22 protein-coding genes are annotated in these 23,067 nt (G+C 47.7%); 14 read left to right on the top strand and 8 right to left on the bottom strand.

Translation table 11 applies throughout. The features are described 5' to 3' along the window. Positions 1–98: 98 nt before the first annotated feature. From BM202_RS31745 to BM202_RS31725, 5 genes are all read left to right on the top strand, one after another. A complete protein-coding gene (locus BM202_RS31745) occupies positions 99–1,082 on the top strand; it encodes an AAA family ATPase (protein ID WP_093833840.1) in 984 nt (327 codons plus the stop codon). A gap of 83 nt (positions 1,083–1,165) precedes the next feature. Beyond that, positions 1,166–2,017, top strand: coding sequence for a DUF58 domain-containing protein (locus BM202_RS31740; protein WP_093833838.1), 852 nt, complete (start codon positions 1,166–1,168; stop codon positions 2,015–2,017). A 1-nt stretch (position 2,018) separates the two neighbouring features. Next, positions 2,019–3,212 carry a BatA domain-containing protein gene (locus tag BM202_RS31735; RefSeq protein ID WP_093833836.1) on the top strand — a complete coding sequence of 398 codons (1,194 nt, stop codon included), beginning with the start codon at positions 2,019–2,021 and terminating at the stop codon, positions 3,210–3,212. Further along, positions 3,209–5,461 carry a DUF4175 family protein gene (locus BM202_RS31730; protein WP_093833834.1) on the top strand — a complete coding sequence of 751 codons (2,253 nt, stop codon included), beginning with the start codon at positions 3,209–3,211 and terminating at the stop codon, positions 5,459–5,461. Before BM202_RS31735 ends, BM202_RS31730 begins: the two co-directional genes overlap by 4 nt. 70 nt (positions 5,462–5,531) lie before the next feature. After that, complete coding sequence (locus BM202_RS31725; RefSeq protein ID WP_093833832.1) at positions 5,532–7,172, top strand: hypothetical protein; 1,641 nt, start codon at positions 5,532–5,534, stop codon at positions 7,170–7,172. A 61-nt stretch (positions 7,173–7,233) separates the two neighbouring features. Here the strand turns inward: BM202_RS31725 and BM202_RS31720 are convergent, their stop codons facing one another. The 7 genes from BM202_RS31720 to BM202_RS31695 all read right to left on the bottom strand — a co-directional run bounded on the left by BM202_RS31720 (position 7,234) and on the right by BM202_RS31695 (position 11,796). Continuing rightward, positions 7,234–8,253 carry a glycerophosphodiester phosphodiesterase gene (locus BM202_RS31720; RefSeq protein WP_093833830.1) on the bottom strand — a complete coding sequence of 340 codons (1,020 nt, stop codon included), beginning with the start codon at positions 8,251–8,253 and terminating at the stop codon, positions 7,234–7,236. Between the two features lie 96 nt (positions 8,254–8,349). After that, on the bottom strand, positions 8,350–9,258 hold the full coding sequence (locus BM202_RS31715) for a glycerophosphodiester phosphodiesterase family protein (RefSeq protein WP_093833828.1): 909 nt from the start codon (positions 9,256–9,258) through the stop codon (positions 8,350–8,352). A gap of 146 nt (positions 9,259–9,404) precedes the next feature. Then, positions 9,405–9,632, bottom strand: coding sequence for a hypothetical protein (locus tag BM202_RS37575; protein ID WP_177236762.1), 228 nt, complete (start codon positions 9,630–9,632; stop codon positions 9,405–9,407). Then, positions 9,632–9,955 (bottom strand): hypothetical protein, encoded by a 324-nt coding sequence (locus tag BM202_RS31710; RefSeq protein WP_093833826.1) that lies wholly within the window; start codon positions 9,953–9,955, stop codon positions 9,632–9,634. The genes BM202_RS37575 and BM202_RS31710 overlap by 1 nt, the downstream gene beginning before the upstream one ends. Positions 9,956–10,139: 184 nt before the next feature. Further along, positions 10,140–10,469, bottom strand: coding sequence for a hypothetical protein (locus BM202_RS31705; protein ID WP_093833824.1), 330 nt, complete (start codon positions 10,467–10,469; stop codon positions 10,140–10,142). A 4-nt stretch (positions 10,470–10,473) separates the two neighbouring features. Further along, entirely contained in the window at positions 10,474–11,025 is a 552-nt protein-coding gene (locus tag BM202_RS31700) for an RNA polymerase sigma factor (RefSeq protein ID WP_093833822.1), read from the bottom strand. A 513-nt stretch (positions 11,026–11,538) separates the two neighbouring features. Further along, a complete protein-coding gene (locus BM202_RS31695; protein ID WP_093833820.1) occupies positions 11,539–11,796 on the bottom strand; it encodes a hypothetical protein in 258 nt (85 codons plus the stop codon). 264 nt (positions 11,797–12,060) lie between these two features. On the opposite strand from BM202_RS31695, the gene BM202_RS31690 reads away from it, so the two are divergent. The 8 genes from BM202_RS31690 (at position 12,061) to BM202_RS31655 (ending at position 19,762) form a co-directional block, all read left to right on the top strand. Continuing rightward, positions 12,061–12,528: a hypothetical protein gene (locus BM202_RS31690; protein ID WP_093833818.1), complete on the top strand. Its 468-nt coding sequence runs from the start codon at positions 12,061–12,063 to the stop codon at positions 12,526–12,528. Between the two features lie 225 nt (positions 12,529–12,753). After that, positions 12,754–13,854, top strand: coding sequence for a carboxylate-amine ligase (locus BM202_RS31685; protein WP_093833816.1), 1,101 nt, complete (start codon positions 12,754–12,756; stop codon positions 13,852–13,854). A 71-nt stretch (positions 13,855–13,925) separates the two neighbouring features. After that, complete coding sequence (locus BM202_RS31680) at positions 13,926–14,771, top strand: type 1 glutamine amidotransferase (RefSeq protein ID WP_093833814.1); 846 nt, start codon at positions 13,926–13,928, stop codon at positions 14,769–14,771. A gap of 81 nt (positions 14,772–14,852) precedes the next feature. Then, on the top strand, positions 14,853–16,064 hold the full coding sequence (locus BM202_RS31675) for a hypothetical protein (RefSeq protein WP_093833812.1): 1,212 nt from the start codon (positions 14,853–14,855) through the stop codon (positions 16,062–16,064). A gap of 290 nt (positions 16,065–16,354) precedes the next feature. Then, a complete protein-coding gene (locus tag BM202_RS31670) occupies positions 16,355–18,154 on the top strand; it encodes a hypothetical protein (RefSeq protein ID WP_093833810.1) in 1,800 nt (599 codons plus the stop codon). Next, a complete protein-coding gene (locus BM202_RS31665; protein WP_093833808.1) occupies positions 18,151–18,927 on the top strand; it encodes a glucose 1-dehydrogenase in 777 nt (258 codons plus the stop codon). Before BM202_RS31670 ends, BM202_RS31665 begins: the two co-directional genes overlap by 4 nt. Before the next feature lie 9 nt (positions 18,928–18,936). Beyond that, on the top strand, positions 18,937–19,464 hold the full coding sequence (locus BM202_RS31660) for a DinB family protein (protein ID WP_093833806.1): 528 nt from the start codon (positions 18,937–18,939) through the stop codon (positions 19,462–19,464). Between the two features lie 106 nt (positions 19,465–19,570). Then, the gene (locus BM202_RS31655; RefSeq protein ID WP_093833804.1) at positions 19,571–19,762 is read left to right on the top strand and encodes a hypothetical protein; all 192 of its coding nucleotides are present in this window, start codon (positions 19,571–19,573) and stop codon (positions 19,760–19,762) included. 60 nt (positions 19,763–19,822) lie between these two features. Here the strand turns inward: BM202_RS31655 and tilS are convergent, their stop codons facing one another. Next, entirely contained in the window at positions 19,823–21,181 is a 1,359-nt protein-coding gene (gene tilS, locus BM202_RS31650; protein ID WP_093833802.1) for a tRNA lysidine(34) synthetase TilS, read from the bottom strand. Positions 21,182–21,214: 33 nt separating this feature from the next. Here tilS and BM202_RS31645 point away from each other — a divergent pair, with 33 nt between their 5' ends. Next, complete coding sequence (locus BM202_RS31645; protein WP_093833800.1) at positions 21,215–23,059, top strand: OstA-like protein; 1,845 nt, start codon at positions 21,215–21,217, stop codon at positions 23,057–23,059. The last annotated feature ends 8 nt before the right edge of the window (positions 23,060–23,067 follow it).

The following is a 23,067-nucleotide window of genomic DNA, read 5'->3' as shown; positions in this document are numbered from 1 at the left end:
ATATGAAGTATGATATAAGATGTATGATTTGGTCAGTAATACACACTTCATATATCCTACTTCACATATCAACATCTACAACCTGAAAAATTACACGTTTGGAATCAACAGATTTAACCCACTACAAAGCGCTGGTAGCGAAATTGCCCCAGCTACGGAAAGAGATTGGCAAAGTAATCGTCGGGCAGCAGGAGGCTATCAATGAGGTGCTTATTTCGCTCCTGGCCGGTGGCCATTGCCTGCTCGAAGGGGTGCCTGGCCTTGCTAAAACCCTGATGGTGAAGACCATGTCGGATGCGCTGGCCATGCGTTTCAAACGCATTCAGTTCACCCCCGATCTTATGCCGGGCGACATCGTTGGAACGGAGATTCTGGAAGATGATCATGAAACAGGTCGTAAAGTCTTCGTTTTTAACCAGGGACCAATCTTTGCAAACGTCGTGCTGGCCGATGAGATTAACCGGACTCCGCCCAAAACGCAGGCCGCCATGCTCGAAGCCATGCAGGAGTACAAGGTTACCTACGGCGGAAATGACTACGCCCTGCCCAAACCTTTCCTGATTATCGCCACGCAGAACCCCATCGAGCAGGCCGGTACGTATCCGCTGCCCGAAGCGCAGCTAGACCGTTTTCTGCTGTATATCAAGCTCAGTTACCCATCGCAGGAGGAAGAACTTAACGTACTGAAAAGCACAACGGGTACGTCGCGGCCGGTGTTGGAAACTATCCTTTCAGATAAGGACATTATCGAACTGCAATCCTTGACCCGGCAGGTTCACATCAGCGAAGAGTTGATTGACTACATCAACCGGCTTGTTCGGGCATCGCGCCCGGATGGTTCACCCTCAGCCTTTGTCAAGCAATGGGGCGAGTGGGGAGCGGGACCCCGTGCCGGGCAGGCGTTGGTATTATGCGCCAAAGCCCGTGCCGTATTAAGCGAACGGTTCTCGGTTATTCCTGAAGACATCCAGACGCTGGCGTACCCGATTTTACGGCACCGGATTGCGCTCAATTTCCGGGCAGAAGCCGAGGGCATCACGACTGATCGGGTGATCCAGGAGTTACTCAATACGGTGAAATAGGTTTACTGTATTCATTTTCGGTAGTTGGTTTACGGAGATCTACCGTAGCATCAGTTCACTGAGAACCAGTCACCACGAAGCTTATGCTCATCACTGAACTAATCAAACTCAACAACCTGCAACTGGCTGGTAAACTGGTCAGCGATGAGTCGTTGTTGGGCATTCAAACCAGTCGGCGGTCGGGCATCGGGACGGAGTTTGAGCAGTTCCGGCACTACGCACCGGGCGACGATCCGAAACGTATTGACTGGAAATTATTTGCCAAAACCAGCCACTATCTGGTACGTGAATCGGCCACCGAAAGCAACCAGCAGATTCGGTTTCTGCTCGATTTGTCAGGTTCAATGAACTACACCGAAGCGGGTGTTAGCCGGTTGCAGTATGCCAAGATTTTGCTAGCATCGCTGGCCTATCTGGGCAATCGTCAAAGCGATCAGTTGAGCCTGTATACCTTGCAAGATGGAGCGGTACAAACGGCCGTACCAGCGGGAAAACAAGCTTTTCAGAAGATCGTGGCTACGCTGGAAAATGCCCAGGCGTCTGGTGCCTGGACGAGTCAACGAGCGGCTGTTCCGGAGTTTAGCCGCAAGCAGGCCGAAATGCTCGTTATCGCATCCGATTTTCTACAGGTCAACGACGAATGGGTAAATCTCATTCAGAGTATAGCCGGTCCGCGACGCGAAATCGTTATTTTCCAACTATTGGGTGATCAGGAAATGGATTTCTCGATGAATGGATTCTACCGGTTTCAGGATCTGGAAACCGGCAAGGAAATTGAATTACAGGCCGAGGCTATTCGGGATACGGTTCGGCAACGGGCAACGGATTATCTGGCTACGTTAGAAGAAAATTTACGTATCCCGCATGTACGGCTCATTCGGACACGCCTGAGCGACCCGATGGCCCTTGTTTTGAAAAAGTTTTTGTTGAGTTAATATGCAATTTATCGAGCCTTTATTGTTGTGGGGTACCCTGGCCGTAATAGTTCCAGTGGTCATTCACTTCTGGCACCAGAAGCAGGGAAAACTCCTGCCCTGGGCAGCTACTCAATGGCTCATCGAAAAGCAACAGCAGCAGAGCCGTGGTTTGCGACTTGATAATATTTTCCTGTTACTTGTTCGGTGCTTGCTGCTGGTGTTACTCGCGATTTTACTCGCTCAACCCATCCTGAACTGGTTCAATAAACCACCCACGATTCAGAAAGTGCACTTGGTGCAGCCCAGTACGTCCGTTGCCAATAACTTCAGGTTTGAGCTAGCTGAAGCCCTCAAAAAAGGCGACCGTGTTATTTGGGCTGATAATCAAATGGAGCCGGTAACTGATCAATTTACGCCTGGCCAGAATTCTGCTACGTTTAACGCGCTCAGCTTACAAACGGCAATCAATACGCTGGATACGAAAAACACGGATCTGCATCTGTACCTCATCAATAATCAGGCATTAGCCAACGTACCGGCCATCACGGTGCCTGCGCGATTCCAGCTTCATACGTTACTGGATTCAACCCAGCAGCCACGCCCCTACCTGGCCGTAAAAAACAACAAAAAACTTTTTGTTAATCAGGCAGGTAAGCTGACGAGTAGTGTTGCATTAGACCCAGCACTTAAGTTTCAGTCTGCCCCAGTACAAATGGGCCCGATCCCTACGTCGCTCGCATACAAAAACACTCAGGAGCGACAAACCGTTAAAGCAGCGCTCGCAGCCTTAACGGATGTATATGATCTCGACCTAACTAGTGGCGAAAAATCGTCGCCAGATCAGCAATATAGCTGGGTTTTAACGGATCAACTACCCACAAAAACCTCTGCAAAAACTCTTTATGTTGTTTCGGGCGTTAAGCAACCGCTGGCTAGTTCCAACGTCATTTTCACCAACGAAACGTTGACGCCCCAAACATCGGAACGTGTTGAAAGCGGGCAGTTGCCGGAGTGGCTGGGCGAACAGCTCATCCGCCATTACGGCCTGAAAACAATCTACCAACCGCTGAGTCAGCAAGGGTTAAAAACCTTATTTGTGACCTCAACGAAACCCACTACGCAGCAACAGGCGGGGTTGAACAATGCGCTGTTGCTGGCATTTGTCGTTTTATTAGTACTCGAACGCTGGCTTGCTTTAACTAAAAACGCATGAACGAACTGAAGCGCCTTATATCGTCGGTTACGTATCAACTCTACGCCAACGCGCTGCTGCGCTGCGTATTGGTAGCTGCATCATTATACCTGTTAACCGCAACATTTACAGGCCCCTCCATCTGGCCGATTGTTGCGGGTTTGCTTGGGTTTGGACTAGTTGCCTTTTTGAACCGGCTTTATCAGGACAAAAAACCGCAGGCCATTCAACTTATCCACAAAACCGTTGGCGATGTGGAATACAGCTTGCCCCTACTGACGAAGCCGCAACTCAATCTGGCAGAACAATTACAACTCGACCGGCTGAATGACCAGATAAGTCATGTCAGTATTCCGCTCGTTTTCCTATCGAAAGTGGGCTTATATAGTCTGGTTCTGCTGGCTGCACTGGGGATTCATTACGGGTATCCTCTGCTGCAAAACGATACGTTGGAAAGTCCCAAAAAGAAAGGTTTTCTGGCGGCATTTATCCCGGAAGCGAAACCTCAGGCTCCAGTTTTCCAATCGGCGGAGTTAAAAGTTCAACCGCCGGCCTACACACGTCTTCCGGTCATTAATTCGGCCAATTTAAATGCGTCGACTATTGTTGGCTCGGATCTTTCGTGGAACGTGCGGTTCAATACCAATCAGCAGGTGCTGGTGCGGTTAGTGAATAGCAAGGGGCAGGAATTAGCCTTTCGGTCAACAGGCGATGGCTTTACGTATCAGGACAAGCTGATTAACTCCGGGCTGTATGCCATCAAAGCGTATTGGCATCGAAAGAACGAAAAAGATTCAGTCGTCTATCAGTCAGACTTTTACCGACTAGAAGCCAAACCTGATCTAGCGCCTAAAATTGAACCGGAGTCGAAGGAGTTATACCGTTACCATTACCTGAAAGACCCAAAGACGTTAAATATCGCAGCTAAGATGTCCGACGATTTCAGCGTCTCGCAGTGCTTTATTGTAGCCACTGTAGCACGTGGCTCAGGCGAGAATGTCAAGTTTCGGGAAATCAAAATGCCCTTAAGTCAGGCAAATTTCAAAGAATCCCGGGTTACCAAAACCCTTGATCTGAAAGAGCTGAAATTTGCTCCCGGCGACGAGCTGTATTACTACTGGGCCGCGTTCGATAACCGCCAGCCCGAGCCAAATTTCACGAAATCGGATACGTATTTCGTGGTATACAAAGACACGACGCAGGTTGAAGAAAGTGAGTTGGCAACAATGGCCGTGAACATCATGCCCGAGTACTTCCGAAGCCAGCGCCAGATAATTATTGATACGGAGAAACTGATCGCGGGCCGTAAAAAAATGACCGAGAAGGGAGGCAATACCACTCATGCCTTCAAGAGTCAATCGAACGAAATTGGTTTCGACCAGAAAGCGCTGCGCCTACGGTACGGACAATTCCTGGGTGAAGAGTTTGAGAAATCAATTGGTGGAGGGGATGCGCTCCCAACCGACCGGGACGGAGACCCCGTGGTGGGTTTTGCGGCTATGCAACAGTATATGCACAAGCACGATGAAGGCGAAGGTGACCCAAGTACAAGGGCTGCTGCAACCACGGGAGGACACGACCATGCTGGTCATAGCCACGGGAGCGGAGGAGGCTCAAATGATGGCAAAGATCCTGTGGCAGCTCTGATGGAGCAATACATTCACTCGCACGATGACGCCGAAACAAATACGTTCCATGAGCAGTCTACACGATCATTATTGAAAATGGCGCTCGAAAATATGTGGCAATCGGAGTTAAATCTGCGGATGTACGAACCGGAAAAAGCCCTTCCGTTTGAGCAGAAAGCCCTGGAATACTTGAAATTATCGCAGCAGAAAGCCCGGTCGTATGTCAAGAAAACCGGCTTCGATCCCCCGCCAATCAAGGAATTGGAAACACGGCTTACGGGTGAGTTGACTAACGTAAGCCCGACGTTTAGTCAGGAGCGGACGTTCAGCCAGCATCAAATCGAGTTATTGGCTGCCGAATCTTTGGGATATGTGGATTTGCCTACCCTCAACAACAGGCAACGACTTACGCTACAACAACTTGGTAACGCGCTGGCGAATAACGTAGTGAATAGTGGCCTTCAAAACTGGGCGGTGCTGGCCTCACTGCAAAAATTGGCGGGCGGCAAGTCGCTTTCGGTTACAGAAAAAACACAATTGAAAACGAAATTATATGCCCTGGCGGGTGCAGCGGAACGTACTGGTCCGGCCTACGTCAGTGACCGCACGCTGCAACAGACCTTCTGGCGGAAGTTGAAATAGACAGCTCGGCCTTGTTCGGCATAGTCTCTGACTGATGCGCCAGCCCGGTACGTGCCCATTAACACTTCTCATGCAAACAACTGTAAACTGGACCAATTCGATTACCTGGCTTATCGCGCTTGCGTTGCTGATTTTACTGATCACTCAACTCTGGCTTCTTGCGCGCAATCAATCGCTGTCGATTGGAAGAAAATGGGTCAAAGGTGGATTAAATGTACTTCTGTGGCTGGTTGTGACTGGCTACTTCCTGCAAATTCATTGGCCAATAGCTCAACCGACTAACCACGCATTACTAATTGGCGATGAGGTTCCTGCTACGTTTGCCCGGCAAATAAAAGATAGCTTACATATTAAAGACAGCTTCACAAGTCGTGCGCTGACCGCTGCCTATGATTCAGTAACGCTCTTGGGACAGGATTTCCCAACGGAAACACTTACCCAATTGAGTAATTCAGCCGTGCAGTGGGTGCCCTACAATCAACCCGATCACTTGGAGGAAATTCAATGGAAAGGAATCGTTCGGCAAGGGGAGATGCAACACGTAACGGGCCGTATTCGATCAGCGAAGGAACAATTGCTCAAAATTCGGTTTGGTCGCCAAACCCTGGACAGCGTTGCGTTGCATGAAGGAAATAATACGTTTGATCTCCAATTTCCAGCCTTTGCGCGAGGACGTAGTCAGACCGATTTAGTGCTCGGCGCGTCGACAACACTTGATACAATTCGTTTTTTTACCCGAGCCACCGAGCCACTCAAAGTGCAATTTGTGCTCAGCAACCCTGATTTTGAAAGTAAAACCCTCGCCGACTGGTTGGGCAAACATGGGCATACAGTTCAGTTATCAGCAACGCTTTCGAAGAATGTAAGCAGCAGTGTCAATATTAATAAAGCTGGTAAGTCAGCGACGTCTACGCCAGATCTTATTGTGGCTGAGCCCGCCAATGCCGGTAATGCTATCGTTCGAAAAGCCGTTGCCGATGGGAAGGCCGTGCTGTTCATTAACCTGACCAATCCTGAAATTGAGTTGCGGGCTATCAACCAAGCGCTGGGGAGTAAATGGCAGGCCCGGAAAACAGCAAACGAAGCCCTGGTGCCAATTAGTAACGGACTAAACGCCCTACCCTATCGGCTGGTTGACAACCTGAACCAGTTTCCCGTTTCGGGCTATCCGATGGCTGTTCAGCGCACCACCGGACGTATCGGCGTCAGTTTGCTGAGCGAAACCTTTCCCCTTTCGCTCAGTGGTGATAGTCTTACGTATAACCGAGTGTGGATGGCTGTTCTGGCCCAATTATCTCAGTCAGACAAGAATACAGTTCAGGTGAACGCACCCGTATATAGTGGTCTTCAGCAACGGATTTACGTCAACAATGCCGATACGCGAGCGCGGACTATACGGGTCGGCAAGGACACGCTCCGGTTAAGTTACTCACCCATTAACGCCCGGTCAGCAGAGGGGATATCTTCATTCGGACAAGCGGGCTGGCAACCGATTCAGGATTCGCTCGCTATGTATGTTAATGCATTAAAGCCGACCGATCCTATGGCAGGTCAGGCGATCGTTAGTCGGTTTCTATTGACGCACTCGCAAAATCAGTTGATGCAGGAACGACTTGAACGAAACGTCACGGCCCAATTACCAAACTGGGCCTGGCTACTGATTATAATCGCCTGTTTCACGGCCCTTTGGGTAGAGCCTAAAATTCAATAGACGAACGATTTTAATGAAAGAGCCGTGCCACGGGTTGGAACCGTGGCACGGCTCTAGCCTCCTACTGACGTACCATCGTTAATAGCAATTCAGGCTCATTCGTCGTGATAAAATCTACATGCTGACCCAACAGCCAGCTTAAATCATCTTTGCTGTTTACTGTCCAGACGTTCGTGGTGAGTTTGAGTTGCTGGGCTTCCCGAATCCAGGCTTCATTTTTCTTGACGATGCTAAGGTGGTAGTCAAGTCCATTCAGGTGATCTTCAGCTAACTGAGCCGGTGATTTGTCTCCGGTCAGATACGTAACGGCAGCCTCGGGACTCAGGCTTTTTACTTTTTTACAGACATCATAGTCAAAGGCAATGTAATCGACCCATGCCTGAGCTTTCAGGTGGTGTACCATGTTCACGACCCGCTCTGTTAGCGCTAGTGACCGCTCTTTGCCCAACGTCGAGGTTTTTATTTCCAGGATCAGGCGTGTTTTGGTCTGCTTCATACCTTCCTGCAAATAAGCGGCTAATGTAGGAAACGCTTCCCCATTACTCAATTTGATTTTTGCCAGTTCGGCAGCGGGCGTTTTCTCAATCGCCAGCCCCTGAATCGTCCCATCATGATTGACAAAAAGTACCGAGTCGGCCGACATATGCACGTCGAACTCGCTCCCCATGCAGCCTAACTTGACCGCATTTTGTAACGAAGTGATCGAATTTTCGCTCGTTCCCGACTGCTTCCAGGCCCCCCGGTGCGCAATCACCTGATTACGAATAAACGTATCATTCACCACCCGAAACGTATCTCGCTTCGTGCCACCGGCCACCACAATATCGTACCAGGGTTTGTCGGAACGAGCGGCATCAGCTTTGATCGAAAGCTGATTCGTCTTATCCAGCGAGAATAATTTAGCATTTGGCCCCTGCAACGTGTAGCGACTGGCAGTCTCTTCTGCCTGTAGGGTGCCGATGGTTAATTTAGTGGGCGTGTACGTATAATTTGTGAGCGAAAAAGCAGATTGAGCCCAGGCAGGTGCAATACCCCAAAAGGCAGTAACAAGGCTGGCAGCTAGAATAGTAATCGATTTCATGAATAAAACAGGAGAATTACATTCGCCAAAGTTAAGGGGCGGAACCGCTCACTTTACCGGCCAATTACATTGATAAAACTTTCTTAATACACGCGCCTACTGTTTGGTACTGGTTGACGAACGTAATGCTTCGGCCACGTCGATTGGTAAATCCGATTCCAGCACACTGGCTCCGTCTTTAATAATAGCCCGATAGGCAGCTGCCCGTTCGTTGCTGCTACCGAGTTTGTCGTAGGTTGGAGCCGCCGAAATCATACACATGACACCTTTCGCATGCAATAGCCGATACATTTCCTGATTTTCCGGCTTTATATCCGGCCCGATATAGGCAATCATTTGTCCCCAGGGAATACCCGCCTTTTCGTAGTCTGCCATGGCTTGCGGAGTTTTCACGAAAGCCGAGAACATGCGATCTTTGTTATCCTTGTAATAGTAAAGGGCCTGCTCGGCGGTATGTACCGTGAGCATCACAAAAGCATCCGCTTTATGCTGCCTGATGATGGCAGTAATCATCGAAAAAGGCACGTCTTTTTTATCGAGATTTAAAACGGTTTTTCCACGCGCCCAGTCAATAGCTTCGGTCAGCGTCGGAATCCGATGATCCGTTACGTTCCCCTGGCCATCTTTCAGCCGTAACGTTTTTAGCTCAGCCCAGGTGTAGTCACCCACTTTTCCATGTCCGGTTGTCGTGCGGTCCAACGTCTCGTCGTGCATCAGCACGATCACACTGTCTTCTGTCAGTCGTGGATCAATTTCGTAAAAAGCGGGGGTGTACCTAAGCGTATTTTCAAACGTAGCGATAGAATTTTCGGGAAACCCTTTGACTATTCCGCCCCGATGCCCGCTGATAATAGGTTTTTTCTGAGCAGACCATTTGAAAAATGCGTGTAGATTCTGAACCGTCTTTATGGGTAATTGATGCAATGCCTGCCCATTCAAGGACTGCACAGAGCCAACCATAAACAACAGCACGGCGGTCTTCACCAGAAAGATTTGGTTTCGCATGATTACTAATTATCGATACGTCTTTTTAAAGAGCGGAAATGAAGTTTGTCTACTTGCAAATCGATATTCACAGATAATACAAAAGAAGGCAACCCAACGTATTGGATCGCCTTCTTTTGTATTATCAAATTATGACTAAGCTAGTATTATTGACTGTCAGCCGAATCGGATTGGGGCACCAGCCTCCTGCCATGCGGACCATCACCGTCGTATGCACCATCCCGATTATGGCCGTAACCATGATAATAACCGTGTCTGTGGCCCCAATAGCCACGGTGATGTCCGAAGGAACGGGGACCAACGAAAGCCATCAGGCTACCGAAGGTAAGGGCCGCCGTAAGAACCACGACCCAGGGGTTTAAGCGTCTTCTCATTAGTTCTGTTGTTTAGTTGTGTCGGTAGTTTCAGTCGGTTTCTGTGCACCGCCCGTTTGGCCAGGGCCCTGATCGTACCGTTGCTTGAAAGTGGTGTACTCTTCGTCACTCATCTGGCGAATTCGGTCAGCAAAAGCGGGCATGTAGCCGAATCTCCGGCCACGACCCCAGCGGCCCCGGAAGCGTCCACCCCCGAAAAGCCGGAACAGGACGCCGATGATCACGAAGAAGAAGACCAATCGGATAAGAAAAAAGGGCATGACGAATAAAGCGACACCCAGAAGCAGACCGGCTAAAATGGATCTTAAAAGATTGTTGTTCATTGTCTTTATAGTTTACTGTTGTTCTATAAAGGATGACGGGCAAGCGGAAAAATTACTTTACGAATAGCGAAAATTTTTCGAAAAATCTGTGCGCGTCTTCACTACACGTAGCATTTCACAAAAAAACCTCACGGGACAAGGCCCATGAGGTTTGGATTGGCTATAAGTTTCAGAAAGTCAATGACTAAGAATTATCACCACCCCGTCGGCGCCATTCATTTTTAAACTTCGCCCGTTCCTCTTCGCTCATCTGACGCCATTTTTCCCGCCAGGGCGGTCTCCCTGGTCCCCCAAAATTTGGACGGCCAGCGGGTCCGCCCGCTTTAAAACCGCCCAACAGAATTCGCGACAGGATCAGTAAACCCATCGCTTGCCAGAACGTTACAGCCTTGACCGGTACGACCGCCACCAATACGTTGTTCCACAGCCAATACACCGCAAACGAAAAGGCAAACAATGCCATCAGGATAAAAAACGGGAAGAAGAATCGTCTTCGACCGTAGGAATTTCTCATAGCGTTATAGTTTATCGAGTTCGTCGTACAAATTTTGTAATCGCCTGCGCAAATGCTGAACAGCGTATCGTTTTCGGGAAATGATAGTTTTTAGATTCTCGCCGGTCTGGTCGGCAATTTCCTGCAAGGTTAGATCGTCCAGTTCATTCTGAACAAAAACCGTTCGTTGATTTTCAGGTAATTCATCCAGCGCACGCATCAGTTCTTCCCAAAAAATATCCTTAAAAAACTGATCTTCCGGCGTTTCGGCATCCGACATCAGAATATCCCGAAAGCGCGTTTCGCCTTCTTCATCTTCGATCATCAAATCGGAAAGGCTGTCTTCCTTTTTCTTGCGATACGTATCGGTTATTCGATTTTTCGCCACCTGAAAAAGCCACCCGCTCATACTTTCGATGCCGTCGAGATCCACTACTTTACTGAGCTGGAACCAAACGTCCTGCAAAATATCTTCGGCATCTTCGTCTGATTTTACTTGTCCACGAATAAACCGCGACAGCCGATTTCCGTACTGCTTAACTGTCTCGATTATATTTCGTTTGGGCAATTCAGCCATTTGGAGATTCCATTAGGGTTTTCCACCCTGCTGGCCCGATGTCAGACGGTTGAAAGTGTCAAATATCCTGACTATACTCGTGTTGTTGCGTTGACTAATGAGTGCTGTCCGGTAAATTCCTGTCAATAAGTCTGGAGTGTTTTGCCGGGCCATCGCTACACTTGATCCTTATAAAATCGTTTTTTGTAGTGCTTATACTAGTCATCGAACATACGCGCCTGGGCTCCCTGACGCAAAGCGAATGAGCTTAGAGATATAGACAATAACAAGTCGGGTGAGTCACAGATCTAAACAATAATACGCTCATTTTTACCAGGAAAAGACTTGAATACTTAAGCTATTGTAACAGCAATACGTAGCTAGCATGAGTTAGCTTATCAATCCTGTTTTGCTGTCATCCTCTATGTTGTTCAGTCGGTCAAATCTATCTGCGTTTGGGAACAAAAAAAGTGAGCTATCGGTGCTCACTATGTAATGCCAGCTTAACTGAACAGCCGTAGTATCAGCACTACGTTACAGTCGGGCGCGGTTATCCAACTCCTGTAATACGTCAGCCAATGTACGAAAACGGTTGGCATCGCCAATAAAACTCAAGCCCGACATAATTAAGGAAAACCCGCCTGTACTCACCCAGAACCAGGAATCAGCATTAATTTCTTTGAGTTTCGAACCATGCAGCAATACAGCCAGTCCGCTTCCCAGCAGCATGGCCCCTCCCCCACCAAACAGCCAATATTTGGTAATCAGTTTTTTTTCACGTTGTGTTCTCATTGTGCTTATAGTTTGATTTCTTATTCTTCAGAGAAAACTATACTAGCGGCATCCGGTTCACAAAAAAACTGTACCTTACCCCATAGTTGTACCCTTTAAAGGTATTTATTCTCTCATTTGATGAGCATTTGGATGTGAAGAAATGTCCTTTTCACCCTGCGCTTTACCAATCCATTGTACAATTCGCCGTACTGGATTTTCGCTACATTTATCTGTTTCAAATCATTTCAACACGCAAATCGGCTTACTGATTCACAGACTATTATGAAGTATATTTTGCTTACCTCTTTTTTCTTTACCCTGTTTTCCTGCAAGCCTTATAAAGAGAAGGTTTGCGGAAAAATCGACGATAGTATTCGTCACTATATGGAACGTAAAGCCGATAAAGAGCAGAAGGAACTGACGATCGATGCATTGAAAACAACCGACTTTGACATGATCGGTGCAGGGCGGATCGACTCAATGAGTAAGGAGTATTACACTAAAAAGATAGCGTCTTTCATACGTCTTCAGCAGACCGCTGGAGCAAACGCCAAAGCGTATGGAGACTCGGCTGACTATTACATGAAACTGGATTCGCTTACTACGTTGCAAATCACGAACAGATGGCGAGATCCACAAGACTATTATTATTCAAAAACATACGTCAAAGCAACGAATGGCAACGTAAAGACCGACGATACGGTGCGATACGCGCTTGATAAGACGTATAAATTAATTCCCTTGTTCTGAAGCAATTACCCTTCTCATAAGTGACGTTCTTTCTGGTAATGATTGTTTCCATTGGTCTGATTTAATGCCTCCTCCAATCACCTGAGTAATCAAATTCGTTTCGGTCCAACCAACAAAAAAAGTTACTTACCTGGGCAACCCGTAGTGCGCCAAGCCAAAAACAAGTATATTCCCCTTTCGTTTATCAACTAATACGAACCCGCACTTATCTAACTTAGAACGCCGATGCCCGTTTTCACCCTTGGTATAGAAGAAGAGTTTCAGACTATTGACCCAAACACGGGCGAGCTACGTTCGCACATGTCCAAGATCGTTGATGGGGGTCAAATTGTCCTTCACGAACGTGTAAAGGCCGAAATGCACCAGGCTGTTGTGGAAGTGGGTACAAACATCTGCCATAACATCCACGAAGCACGCCAAGAGGTTACGTACCTCCGCAAGATGATCATTGAACTGGCCGAGAAGCAGAATCTGAAGATTGCCGCTGCCGGTACGCACCCCTTCTCCGATTGGCAGGATCAGTTGATTACGCCCAACGAACGGTATGATCAGCTCATTGAAGAGTTGCGTGATGTAGCTCGCTCGAACCTGATTTTTGGTTTACATGTACACGTTGGCATTGAAAATCGCAACGAGGGCGTTCAGATCATGAACGCCGTGCGGTATTTCCTGCCCCATATTTACGCCCTTTCTACTAATTCGCCGTTCTGGCGGGGTCGCAATACAGGATTCAAATCGTATCGCTCGAAGGTATTCGATAAATTTCCACGCACTGGTATTCCTGACTTCTTTTCGTCGGCCAATGAATATGATGAATACATCAATTTGCTGGTCAAAACTGGCTGTATTGATAACGGAAAAAAAATCTGGTGGGACATTCGACTGCACCCTTTCTTCGACACGATTGAGTTCCGCATTTGTGACGTGCCCATGCGTGTAGACGAGACGATTTGTCTGGCTGCCATCATGCAGGCGTTGGTCGCGAAAATTTATAAATTACATAAGCAGAATCTGAATTTCCGCCCCTACCGACGTATTCTTATCAACGAAAACAAGTGGCGGGCGGCTCGCTACGGTATTGAAGGAAAACTGATCGATTTCGGTAAAGAAGAGGAAGTACCGACACACCAGTTGATTCTGGAACTACTCAGTTTCATTGATGACGTAGTGGACGAACTCGATAGCCGTGCCGAGTGTGAATACGTACTGAAAATTCTGGAAATGGGTACCGGTGCCGATCGTCAATTAGCTGTATTCCAGCAGCACAACGATTTAAAACGTGTCATGGATTACATTATCGAGGAAACTTCTTTCGGTATCGTATAGTTAAAAGTAGAGCGGCTGAGAAGCCGCTATTTCTATTAATTATCCGCGGCTCCCCAGCCGCTCTACACTCTATGAGCTTACTAAAAATTGCCGTTCTGGATATGAACAACGGGCATGCCAACGAAGGCATGCGCTGTATTATACAGTTGATTCGGAACGTACAGGGCAATGATCACGCTGAACTGTCGTTCGACGTATTTAATGTTCGTGCCAACAATGAAGTTCCTGATTTAGACTACGACGTTTATATTTCCTCGGGAGGTCCCGGCAGTCCGATGGCTTCATCCGACGAATGGGAACAACGCTATTTCGAGTTGATCGATCAGCTTTTCGACTGGAACCGCCATAACGAACGTAAGAAATTTGTCTTCCTGATCTGCCACTCGTTCCAGTTAGTTGTCCGGCATCTGGATTTGGGTACGTTGAGCTTGCGGAGATCGACTTCCTTCGGAATTTTTCCGGTCCATAAAACGGACGAAGGCTATTCGGAACCCCTTCTTCAAGGCTTGCCAGACCCTTTCTATGCCGTTGATTCGCGGAGTTATCAGATCACGGAACCCACCGTTGAACGTATGGAGGCTATGGGTGCATCCATTTTGTGTCTGGAGAAAATCCGGCCGCATGTAGCCCTCGACCGGGCCATTATGGCGATGCGCTTTTCTCCTGAAATTATTGGCACGCAGTTTCACCCCGAAGCCGACAATCAGGGCATGCTACGTTACTTTATGACGCAGGAAAAGCGAGACCACATTGTCAGGAATTTCGGTCAGGAAAAGTATGACGACATGGTGGCGTATCTACAAGATCCAACCAAAATTGCCCTGACTGAATCGGTAATTTTGCCCGGTTTCCTGCGGCAGGCCATTCAGGCATTAGCCTCTCCCGTTACTGCCGAAGAGTCAGAACTTTTATACTAGCTTTTAACGTCGTTCCGATAGCAGTCAGACAATAAGTGAATTCCCGGTGATCTTTCATTACCGGGAGTTCCCGAACCATTTATGATCCAGCCCGCCCGCCAAACCTATAACCAAGCTTTTAGCCCAGAAGGCTATCAGACTTTTCTAGCTAAAATTGATGCTGACTTTCCGGGTCAGTTAGACTTTCGCGTGGCCGAAACGCCCATTTTTGTGCCGAAAGTGCTGACGGATAAGATTCTGCAAGCCTGCGATGATATTATAGAGGTCATTACTCAGGCGGATTTTAAAACGTTGACAGAGCAGGCGATTCCGGCTGGGCAGCGTGTGCCAAATGAAGATGATCACACGCAGTTTATGGCGGTAGATTTTGCGGTCTGCACGGATGAGTCTGGCGGTCCGTCGCACGGCGAATTAAAGCCACAGTTGATCGAACTACAAGGATTTCCATCGCTTTACGGATTTCAGCCATACGTAGCGAATCTCTTCCGTACTACATATCCAATTCCCGATAATCTTTCGCACTTGTTCACGGTTGATTCCAACGCCGAGTACATAGAGCAATTGCGTCAGATGCTGGTGGGCGATTGTCAGCCCGAAGAAGTTGTCTTACTGGAAATTTATCCAGAAAAACAAAAAACTCGTATCGACTTTGTCCTGACGGAAAAATACTTTGGTATTACACCCGTTTGCCTGACCAAAATAAAAAAAGAGGGACGAGCTTTATTTTACGAAAAAGATGGCCGTCAGATACGTATCAAACGGTTATACAATCGGCTGATTTTCGACGATTTACAAAACTTTCCAGACCTTAGAACCGATTTCCACCTGACCGACGATGTAGATGTTGAGTGGATCGGCCATCCAAACTGGTTTTTCCGAATCAGCAAGTACACGCTGCCCCTATTGAAAAGTCCATTCGTTCCGGCTAGTTATTACCTGTCCGATTTGACGGAATACCCGGCCGATCTGGAAAACTACGTACTAAAACCGCTGTTTTCGTTTGCCGGTAGTGGCGTTAAACTGACGATCAACGCTGCTGATCTCGACATCATTCCGACCGACCAGCGCGCGGGTTATTTACTTCAGCGCAAGGTTAAATATGAGCCGGTTATTCAATCGCCCGATGGATTGGTTAAATGCGAGATACGAATGCTGTTTATCTGGCCAAAAGGTGATGCTAAACCTACCCTTCTGACTAACCTCAGCCGCCTGAGTCGGGGCGAAATGATCGGAGTCAATTTTAATAAAAACAAAGACTGGGTTGGCGGCTCTGTTTGCTTTTTTGAGAAATAGATAATCATATATTAATTCAAATAAAGCTATAAACCAATATAAACTAACTCTTTCACGCAACTTGCGGCATGATCTAACTACCAGACATGCAACAAGTTGCGTGAACTATTTTTGGGACATTAGCCTTCGAAACTAACTTGCAGGAACGCATCTATAGTATATTATTCAACCTTATTAGCCTAACAAAAAAGATAGCCGTACGCTAAATACGATTAACTACGTATCTCTTTTTAATTTATATTAACCACATAATAGATATACATGAAACATTTATAAAATAAACATACATCATGTTTCCCTGGTTTTACTACGTTATCTCGTTAGGATTACTGGTGATACTTATCCTTCAGTGCCAACCTGAAGATCACCCAAAAGCGGTTAAACATTGGTTCCAATCTGATTTTTTCTTTGTGAGTCTGTCGCTCATTACGCTCACATTCATGCGGTTACCGAGTTTATTTCACAATGAAGAACTCAATCCCGACGAAGGCCAGCTAGTAACTCAGGCTATCACACTCCTACAGGACCCGGTATTCGGCCGATCGGTGGATGGCACGTCCATCGGCCCAATTAACAGTTACTTATTGTTGTTACCTCACCTGATTGGCTTACCTACCGACTATATAGCAGCCCATCTTACCAGCCTAATACTGATTGGCCTGGCCCTCGCATTTTTTTATTTTGGCCTTATCAGGCTGATCTTACCAGCCGCCAGTCGGTTAAGTTTAGTCATTATCCTCGTCTTTTTCGCCTGGGCTACTGAAAACGATTACCTGCATTATAGTAGTGAACTAAGCTCGTTACCCATCATTACGGCCTGTTTCTATTTTGCTATCAGGATACTTCAATCGACAAACGTATCGACAGGCCTATTGTGGGGATTAGGCATCGTGGCGGGCCTAACGCCCTACTGTAAACTACAGACTTTGCCACTTATAGGAATGATGCTCGCTCTAGTCGCGGGGTATTTATTCCAGACAAAACGGCAACAGGCAATTAGGCCATTCATCACCTTGTCTATAGCGTTTTTGCTGCCCACGATAGGTGTGTTCAGTCTGGCGTATTGGTTTAATGTTGAGCGGTATTTCATTGATTACTACTTCATTGGCAACTTAACAACCTATGCCCAGATTTATGCTGATGAACCATTAATCCATCGGAATTTCTTTATTAAGCTGCTGCAATTCCCAATTTTTACGCTACATCACCCCGATTTCAGTATTTTTATTTTGTCCAACAGTTTTTTCATTATACTGGCCGCAATCATTTTTAGCTGGTCGATCCGAAAGAGAGAAAGTATATGGAAAAAACCTTCCTGGACAACCGCGCTGGTATTATTGACCGCTCTGAGTGCCTTCTGGGCCGTTGTCACGCCGGGCACCGAATTTGGTCATCACTTACTGTTACTCGTGTTTCCTTTTGGGTGGGTCATTGGATTATGTCTTCAATTTGTGCTAAACCATCAGCCAGCTCAATTTCAAACTCGTCTGGCAGCAATTGTCCTCGGGTTATTGATAGGCGACATCACTCTGTCAAACCACGTTTTGTTGCCCCATATCAAGCAGCTTGCTTACCGCTCAGTAAAGCCAACCATCGCTTTGTCTGCCCAACCTGATCCAACCAGTTTGCTGACTCGAAATCCACCTTTGTATTGGTTTCCAACCAGAACAGAAGTTGTACTATCGCCCGTTGCTCACATCATAAAACAGTACGTAAAAGATTCAGACAAAATGGCCGTTTGGGGATGGAACTGCCGGTATTATGTGGAAGCTCAATTGGCGCAGGGGGTTAGCGAAAATCACACGCAACGTAGCATTGTTCCCAACGGGATGCGTGACCAGTACCTGAGTCGATATACGCATGAGTTAGAAACGAACAAGCCTGTTGTCTTTTTGGATGCGGTTGGTCCTTCCAGCTTGATTCTGACCAAACGGAGTCAGCAACACGAACAATTTGCCAGCGTTAATGCCATTATTCAAAATCAGTATTCGTTAGTCGCAACGCTTGATAATGTACGCGTTTATATACGCCGGGATCGGTTAACTTCGCAGCACCTTTCACCGATCACCAAGACCGTTTCGACGTTATGAATCCAGCAGCGGAAAAAGCGCTATTCGATCTCACAGGAAAAGTGGCCATTATCACCGGAGCCAGCAAAGGCATGGGCGAAGACATGGCCAGAGTATTCGCTCGATTTGGGGCGAAAGTCGTCGTTAGTAGTCGTAAACAGGATGCCTGCGATGCCCTGGCGAATGACATCAAAGCACAGGGTGGTGATGCTACGGGTATTGCCGCCCACGTGGGTGACATGAACCAGCTTCAGCGGCTAGTCGATAAATCCATCGAAGCATACGGCGGCATTGACATTCTGGTCAACAACGCAGCCTCCAATCCCGTCTTTGGCCCCTCACTTGATTGCGACGGCCTGGCCTTCGATAAGATCATGCAGGCCAACGTGAAGGCTCCTTTTGAGTTAAGCAAACTATGTTACCCCATCATGAAAGCCCGGGGCGGAGGCAGCATCATCATGATGAGCAGCATTGCCGGTCACACGCCCGATCCCGGCTTGGGTATATACAGCGTGAGTAAGGCGTCACTCAACATGCTCACCAAGGTGCTGGCGAAAGAATGGGGACCAGACGGTATCCGCGTCAATGCTATTTGTCCGGGTCTGATTAAAACCAAATTCAGCCAGGCCCTCTGGCAGGATGAAAAGATGCTGGATCATTTCACGAAGAGACTGCCCATTGCCCGCATGGGTACTACCGATGAAATTAGCCCGTTGGCCTTATACCTGGCCTCCAATGCATCCACCTATAGCACCGGCAGTCTGTTTTATGCCGATGGTGGAACCGTAATCTAACCCATTCCTATGCCTCCTCTCGACACCCGCGAAGTCTGGCTACGTGGCCCGTTACCCGACGTACCGGCTCTGGTACAACCGGTTGCTCATGCGCTACTGCAAGCCCGCGAAGAAGTGAATGCCTTGTTGCAGGACTTCCCGGAAAATCTGCTTTGGAAACGCCCCCTGGATCGAAGCAACGTAGCGCTCGCTTCAGTTGGTTTTCATTTACAGCATTTGACTGGCGTATTGGATCGTCTCCTTACCTACGCTCGTGGAGAGACTCTTTCACCCAACCAACTGACTGCCCTAGCCGCTGAAGGAAAGCCGACCGAACCATTTCCGTCGATTCAGGAATTGATTGATCGGTTCGATGAGCAGGTTGACCTGGCGCTGGCTCAGCTACGTATCACCAACGAGCAGACGCTTACAGAGGTGCGGGGGGTTGGGCGGGCGCAGTTGCCTTCAACCGTCATTGGTTTACTGGTTCACTCGGCCGAGCATACTATGCGCCATGTGGGTCAGTTATCGGTAACGACGAGGCTCATAACAGATTAACCTTTTTTTAAGTTATAGTTCATGTGCTTTTAACAATAGCATCTGACCTTTTCTACGAAAAGGCCGCTAGTTAGGCGAGTTGTTTCACTACATAAAATCTAATCTCATGAAAAAGCTAATTTGGATGGCTGCCATTGCAGTAACCGTATTAACAGGAAATGCCGCGCTGGCCAACTCTCCTTCGCAGGATAAGCCAGTATCAACAACGACGACAACAACGAAGAAATCGACGCCGGTTAAAGCCACTACGTCATCGACTAAATCGACTCATAGCAAGCACGTTAAGAAAGCTGGATGATCAATCTTGGAATCAATAAAAAAGCGAATCGAGAACCGATTCGCTTTTTTATTGTCCAATTTACGACTTAACGATTACGCTGAGCGTCACTACAGACTTCGTTTCGTTCGTTACCCGGAAGCGGTGGTCAATCCGTCGGCTGATAACCCAGGCAATCTGCTCACCAGATAGAAGCACACACGTTTGTTCTCGTTCAGAACGGCTCAGCTTGAGATCATTCAATAAATCGCTGACTAATTTATGGCCATTCAATCCCAATGGCCGGAAGCGGTCACCCTGCCGCCAGGGCCGAATGGTAAGTGGAAATACTAGTCGGTCAGCATCCAAACACGCTACCTTAGGATTGGTATCCGGCCGGAAGTTCTCGGGTTTATGAAATCGATCCATAGTCACTGTAAACTGCCCTGTTACGTCTAATGGCACTTTTGGCCAGTCTGTCAGTTTGATTTCGTAATCAGGTGCTGCTGAAAGTTCTTCCAGCAACAAGCCGGTCGCGCCAGACGATAATCGTTCATGGATAATTCGATGCGTTGGCGACTCAAACCTCTGCCCTATTTCCTGTGTCAATGACGCAACTAGCTGAACAGCCTGATCACTTGTAAAGCCAAACGGTTTCAGCCACTCCCCCAATCGGAATGGCAACTCCGGCAAGGCTACTAATTTTTCAATCGGCAGGAATGTTTCCCCACCAATTGGTTCAGCTATCTCCTGCCAGGAACGGTCAAGTTCGAGTCGAACCAATACGTCGGCTGCCCGTAATCGCTCAACCGTACGCGGCAATGTTTGCCACAAACCCGGATTTAAATCGACCAACACCGGCACCACATGGTGGCGCAGTCGGTTACGGGCGTACTTGTCATTGGCGTTAGAGCTATCTTCCCGGTAGGCTAGCTTTCGCTCGTCAGCATACGTAGCAATACTCGCCCGAGTAGCAAACAGCAGCGGTCGGATGATGCCGTTCTGACTGGCAGCAATGCCGTGCAAACCCGCTAAGCCCGTGCCACGTGTCAGATTAAATAAAATGGTTTCCAGCACGTCGTTCTGGTGGTGGGCGGTTGCCACACCGACGTAATGGTGTTCCGCAACAAGTTGCGCAAACCAGGCATAACGGAGGTCGCGGGCGGCCATCTGAATAGAAATGCCGCGCTCTGCCGCAAACTCAGTTGTATCGAACTGAGTCAGGTGGAACGGAACCCCGTACGCTTCAGCCTTGTTTTTAACGAAAAGGGCATCGGTTTCTGACTCTGGGCCGCGTAATCCAAAGTTAACATGAGCTATGGCAAACAGTTGGCCAAGACGATGAAACAGCTCAGCCATTACAATTGAATCGATACCGCCACTGACGGCCAACAATACACAATCGGTCGGTTTGAATAGCTTTCTGTCGTTAATAAATCCTAAAAAATCCCGTTCCAGCATACGGTGTCGGCTCGAAGCCGTAGTTTTGTCACTATGATTCGTCTCATTGCCCGCTTTCTTGTCATTACCATAGGGCTTGGTTTTCTGTTGGTATCTACCTCTGCCTCAGCGCAGGTTAGCAGCCCAACGCCTGCTCGCCCGTCGGCAACTGGTGGTGCATCAGATAAAGTGGAATTGTTCCATGCCGACAGTTTGGTCGTAATGAACATCCCTGGACAGGCTGTTCGGAAATTATACAATAACGTTCGATTGCGACACAAGGGCGTACTAATGTATTGCAATCTCGCCATACAAAACGTAACGACCAACGTGATCGAAGCCTATGGTAACGTCCGGTTGGTACAGGGAGATACCATCAACGTTCAGGGCGATACCATGTTTTACTACGGCAATACCCGTCAGGCGAATCTTCGGGGCCGCGTTATCATGCGCGACCGTAAAATGACATTGACCACGGCCCAGCTTGACTACGACATGCTGTCGGGCATAGCGCATTACCCCGTGCCCGGCCGAATTGTCGATAAAGAAAACGTACTGACCAGCCGCGAAGGTTTTTACGATACCCGATCTAAACTCTTTACTTTCCGCCAGAACGTTAAGCTGGTAAATCCCAAAGGTACGCTTACCGCCGATTCACTGCTCTATAACTCACTGACTCGTATGGCGACGTTCCAGGGACCGACGCGCATTGTCAATAAAGATGGCGTCTTGACGTCTATCGAAGGTCAATACAATACCATCACCGGCATCTCAAATTTCCAGCGACGAGCCACTATCGATACACCCAAATATCGACTTACCGGCGATTCGCTCTATTACGATAACATATTAGAATTGGGCATTGCAAAGGGTAATGTCATCATGGTTGCTAAAGACCGAAAAGCCGTCATTACCGGCGACCACGTTCGATACAATGGGAAAGCGGGTATTTCGCGGGTAACAGGCCATGCGGTGGCTAAAAGTCTGGCCAATGAAACCACGAATGATACCCTATATATGCGGGCCGATACCTTATTTTCTTTCGATAATAAATTGACTAACACCCGTCGGCTCCTGGGCCAGAAAAACGTATTTATTTACAAATCGGATCTGCAAAGTAAATGCGACTCGCTCATTTATGATACGGCCGATTCAACGATTTATTTCTATAAAAAACCCATCGTCTGGAGTCAGAATAAGTACCAGATGGAAGCCGATTCGATGAAGGCATTTCTCAAAAACAATCGAATCAATACCATGTATTTGAAGACTAAATCGTTCGTCATTTCGCTTGATACGCTCAATAATTTCAACCAAATAAAGGGCCGTACCATAACGGCTTACTTCACCACCAAAGCGGTTGTTAGTGACACAATTCCCGCCAAAACGTCTAAGCCCAAGGGTAGTAAACAAACGTCGACAATGGCTTCGGCAGTACGTAGTGTTTCGGCGATTGCAACGAATGCCCCGCCACAACGCGTATTGGATACTAAACCCGGTTCAACCACTGCTCCGATTCAGGAGCAAACTGTACTGGACCGCGTACTCGTTGATGGGAACGGGCAAAGTCTTTATTACGCGCTTGACGAAAAAAATAAGATGATTGGTTTAAATCACGTCGAATCCAGCAAAATGAATATTGAATTTGTCGATAACAAAGTCGGGCAAATTCGGTTTTATGGACATCCTGATTCGGAGTTGATTCCACCAAAAGAAATAACAGACGATGCTAAAGAACTGGATGGTTTTCGTTGGCGGAAGGAAGAAAAACCAACCAAGAATCAGGTTTTGTGGCTAGAAACACCACCAACGGAGAAGCCAGTAACTAGAAAACCATTAAAAAATAGATCGACAATTAAACCATTAGCTAAAAAAGGGGTTCCAAGAGGTATTAATTAACCCTTTTA

The sequence above is a fragment of the Spirosoma endophyticum genome, from assembly GCF_900112365.1.
Classification (GTDB): domain Bacteria; phylum Bacteroidota; class Bacteroidia; order Cytophagales; family Spirosomataceae; genus Spirosoma; species Spirosoma endophyticum.
Note: the sequence above shows the minus strand (reverse complement) of the source record. Positions and strands in the feature narration are given on the sequence as shown.

What these genes read in the sequence shown, in the direction of transcription:
- BM202_RS31740 (WP_093833838.1), top strand. Translation starts at nt 1,166, where the DNA reads ATGCTCATCACTGAACTAATCAAACTCAACAACCTGCAACTGGCTGGT.
- BM202_RS31735 (WP_093833836.1), top strand. Translation starts at nt 2,019, where the DNA reads ATGCAATTTATCGAGCCTTTATTGTTGTGGGGTACCCTGGCCGTAATA.
- BM202_RS31730 (WP_093833834.1), top strand. Translation starts at nt 3,209, where the DNA reads ATGAACGAACTGAAGCGCCTTATATCGTCGGTTACGTATCAACTCTAC.
- BM202_RS31725 (WP_093833832.1), top strand. Translation starts at nt 5,532, where the DNA reads ATGCAAACAACTGTAAACTGGACCAATTCGATTACCTGGCTTATCGCG.
- BM202_RS31720 (WP_093833830.1), bottom strand. Translation starts at nt 8,253, where the DNA reads ATGAAATCGATTACTATTCTAGCTGCCAGCCTTGTTACTGCCTTTTGG.
- BM202_RS31715 (WP_093833828.1), bottom strand. Translation starts at nt 9,258, where the DNA reads ATGCGAAACCAAATCTTTCTGGTGAAGACCGCCGTGCTGTTGTTTATG.
- BM202_RS37575 (WP_177236762.1), bottom strand. Translation starts at nt 9,632, where the DNA reads ATGAGAAGACGCTTAAACCCCTGGGTCGTGGTTCTTACGGCGGCCCTT.
- BM202_RS31710 (WP_093833826.1), bottom strand. Translation starts at nt 9,955, where the DNA reads ATGAACAACAATCTTTTAAGATCCATTTTAGCCGGTCTGCTTCTGGGT.
- BM202_RS31705 (WP_093833824.1), bottom strand. Translation starts at nt 10,469, where the DNA reads ATGAGAAATTCCTACGGTCGAAGACGATTCTTCTTCCCGTTTTTTATC.
- BM202_RS31700 (WP_093833822.1), bottom strand. Translation starts at nt 11,025, where the DNA reads ATGGCTGAATTGCCCAAACGAAATATAATCGAGACAGTTAAGCAGTAC.
- BM202_RS31695 (WP_093833820.1), bottom strand. Translation starts at nt 11,796, where the DNA reads ATGAGAACACAACGTGAAAAAAAACTGATTACCAAATATTGGCTGTTT.
- BM202_RS31690 (WP_093833818.1), top strand. Translation starts at nt 12,061, where the DNA reads ATGAAGTATATTTTGCTTACCTCTTTTTTCTTTACCCTGTTTTCCTGC.
- BM202_RS31685 (WP_093833816.1), top strand. Translation starts at nt 12,754, where the DNA reads ATGCCCGTTTTCACCCTTGGTATAGAAGAAGAGTTTCAGACTATTGAC.
- BM202_RS31680 (WP_093833814.1), top strand. Translation starts at nt 13,926, where the DNA reads ATGAGCTTACTAAAAATTGCCGTTCTGGATATGAACAACGGGCATGCC.
- BM202_RS31675 (WP_093833812.1), top strand. Translation starts at nt 14,853, where the DNA reads ATGATCCAGCCCGCCCGCCAAACCTATAACCAAGCTTTTAGCCCAGAA.
- BM202_RS31670 (WP_093833810.1), top strand. Translation starts at nt 16,355, where the DNA reads ATGTTTCCCTGGTTTTACTACGTTATCTCGTTAGGATTACTGGTGATA.
- BM202_RS31665 (WP_093833808.1), top strand. Translation starts at nt 18,151, where the DNA reads ATGAATCCAGCAGCGGAAAAAGCGCTATTCGATCTCACAGGAAAAGTG.
- BM202_RS31660 (WP_093833806.1), top strand. Translation starts at nt 18,937, where the DNA reads ATGCCTCCTCTCGACACCCGCGAAGTCTGGCTACGTGGCCCGTTACCC.
- BM202_RS31655 (WP_093833804.1), top strand. Translation starts at nt 19,571, where the DNA reads ATGAAAAAGCTAATTTGGATGGCTGCCATTGCAGTAACCGTATTAACA.
- tilS (WP_093833802.1), bottom strand. Translation starts at nt 21,181, where the DNA reads ATGCTGGAACGGGATTTTTTAGGATTTATTAACGACAGAAAGCTATTC.
- BM202_RS31645 (WP_093833800.1), top strand. Translation starts at nt 21,215, where the DNA reads ATGATTCGTCTCATTGCCCGCTTTCTTGTCATTACCATAGGGCTTGGT.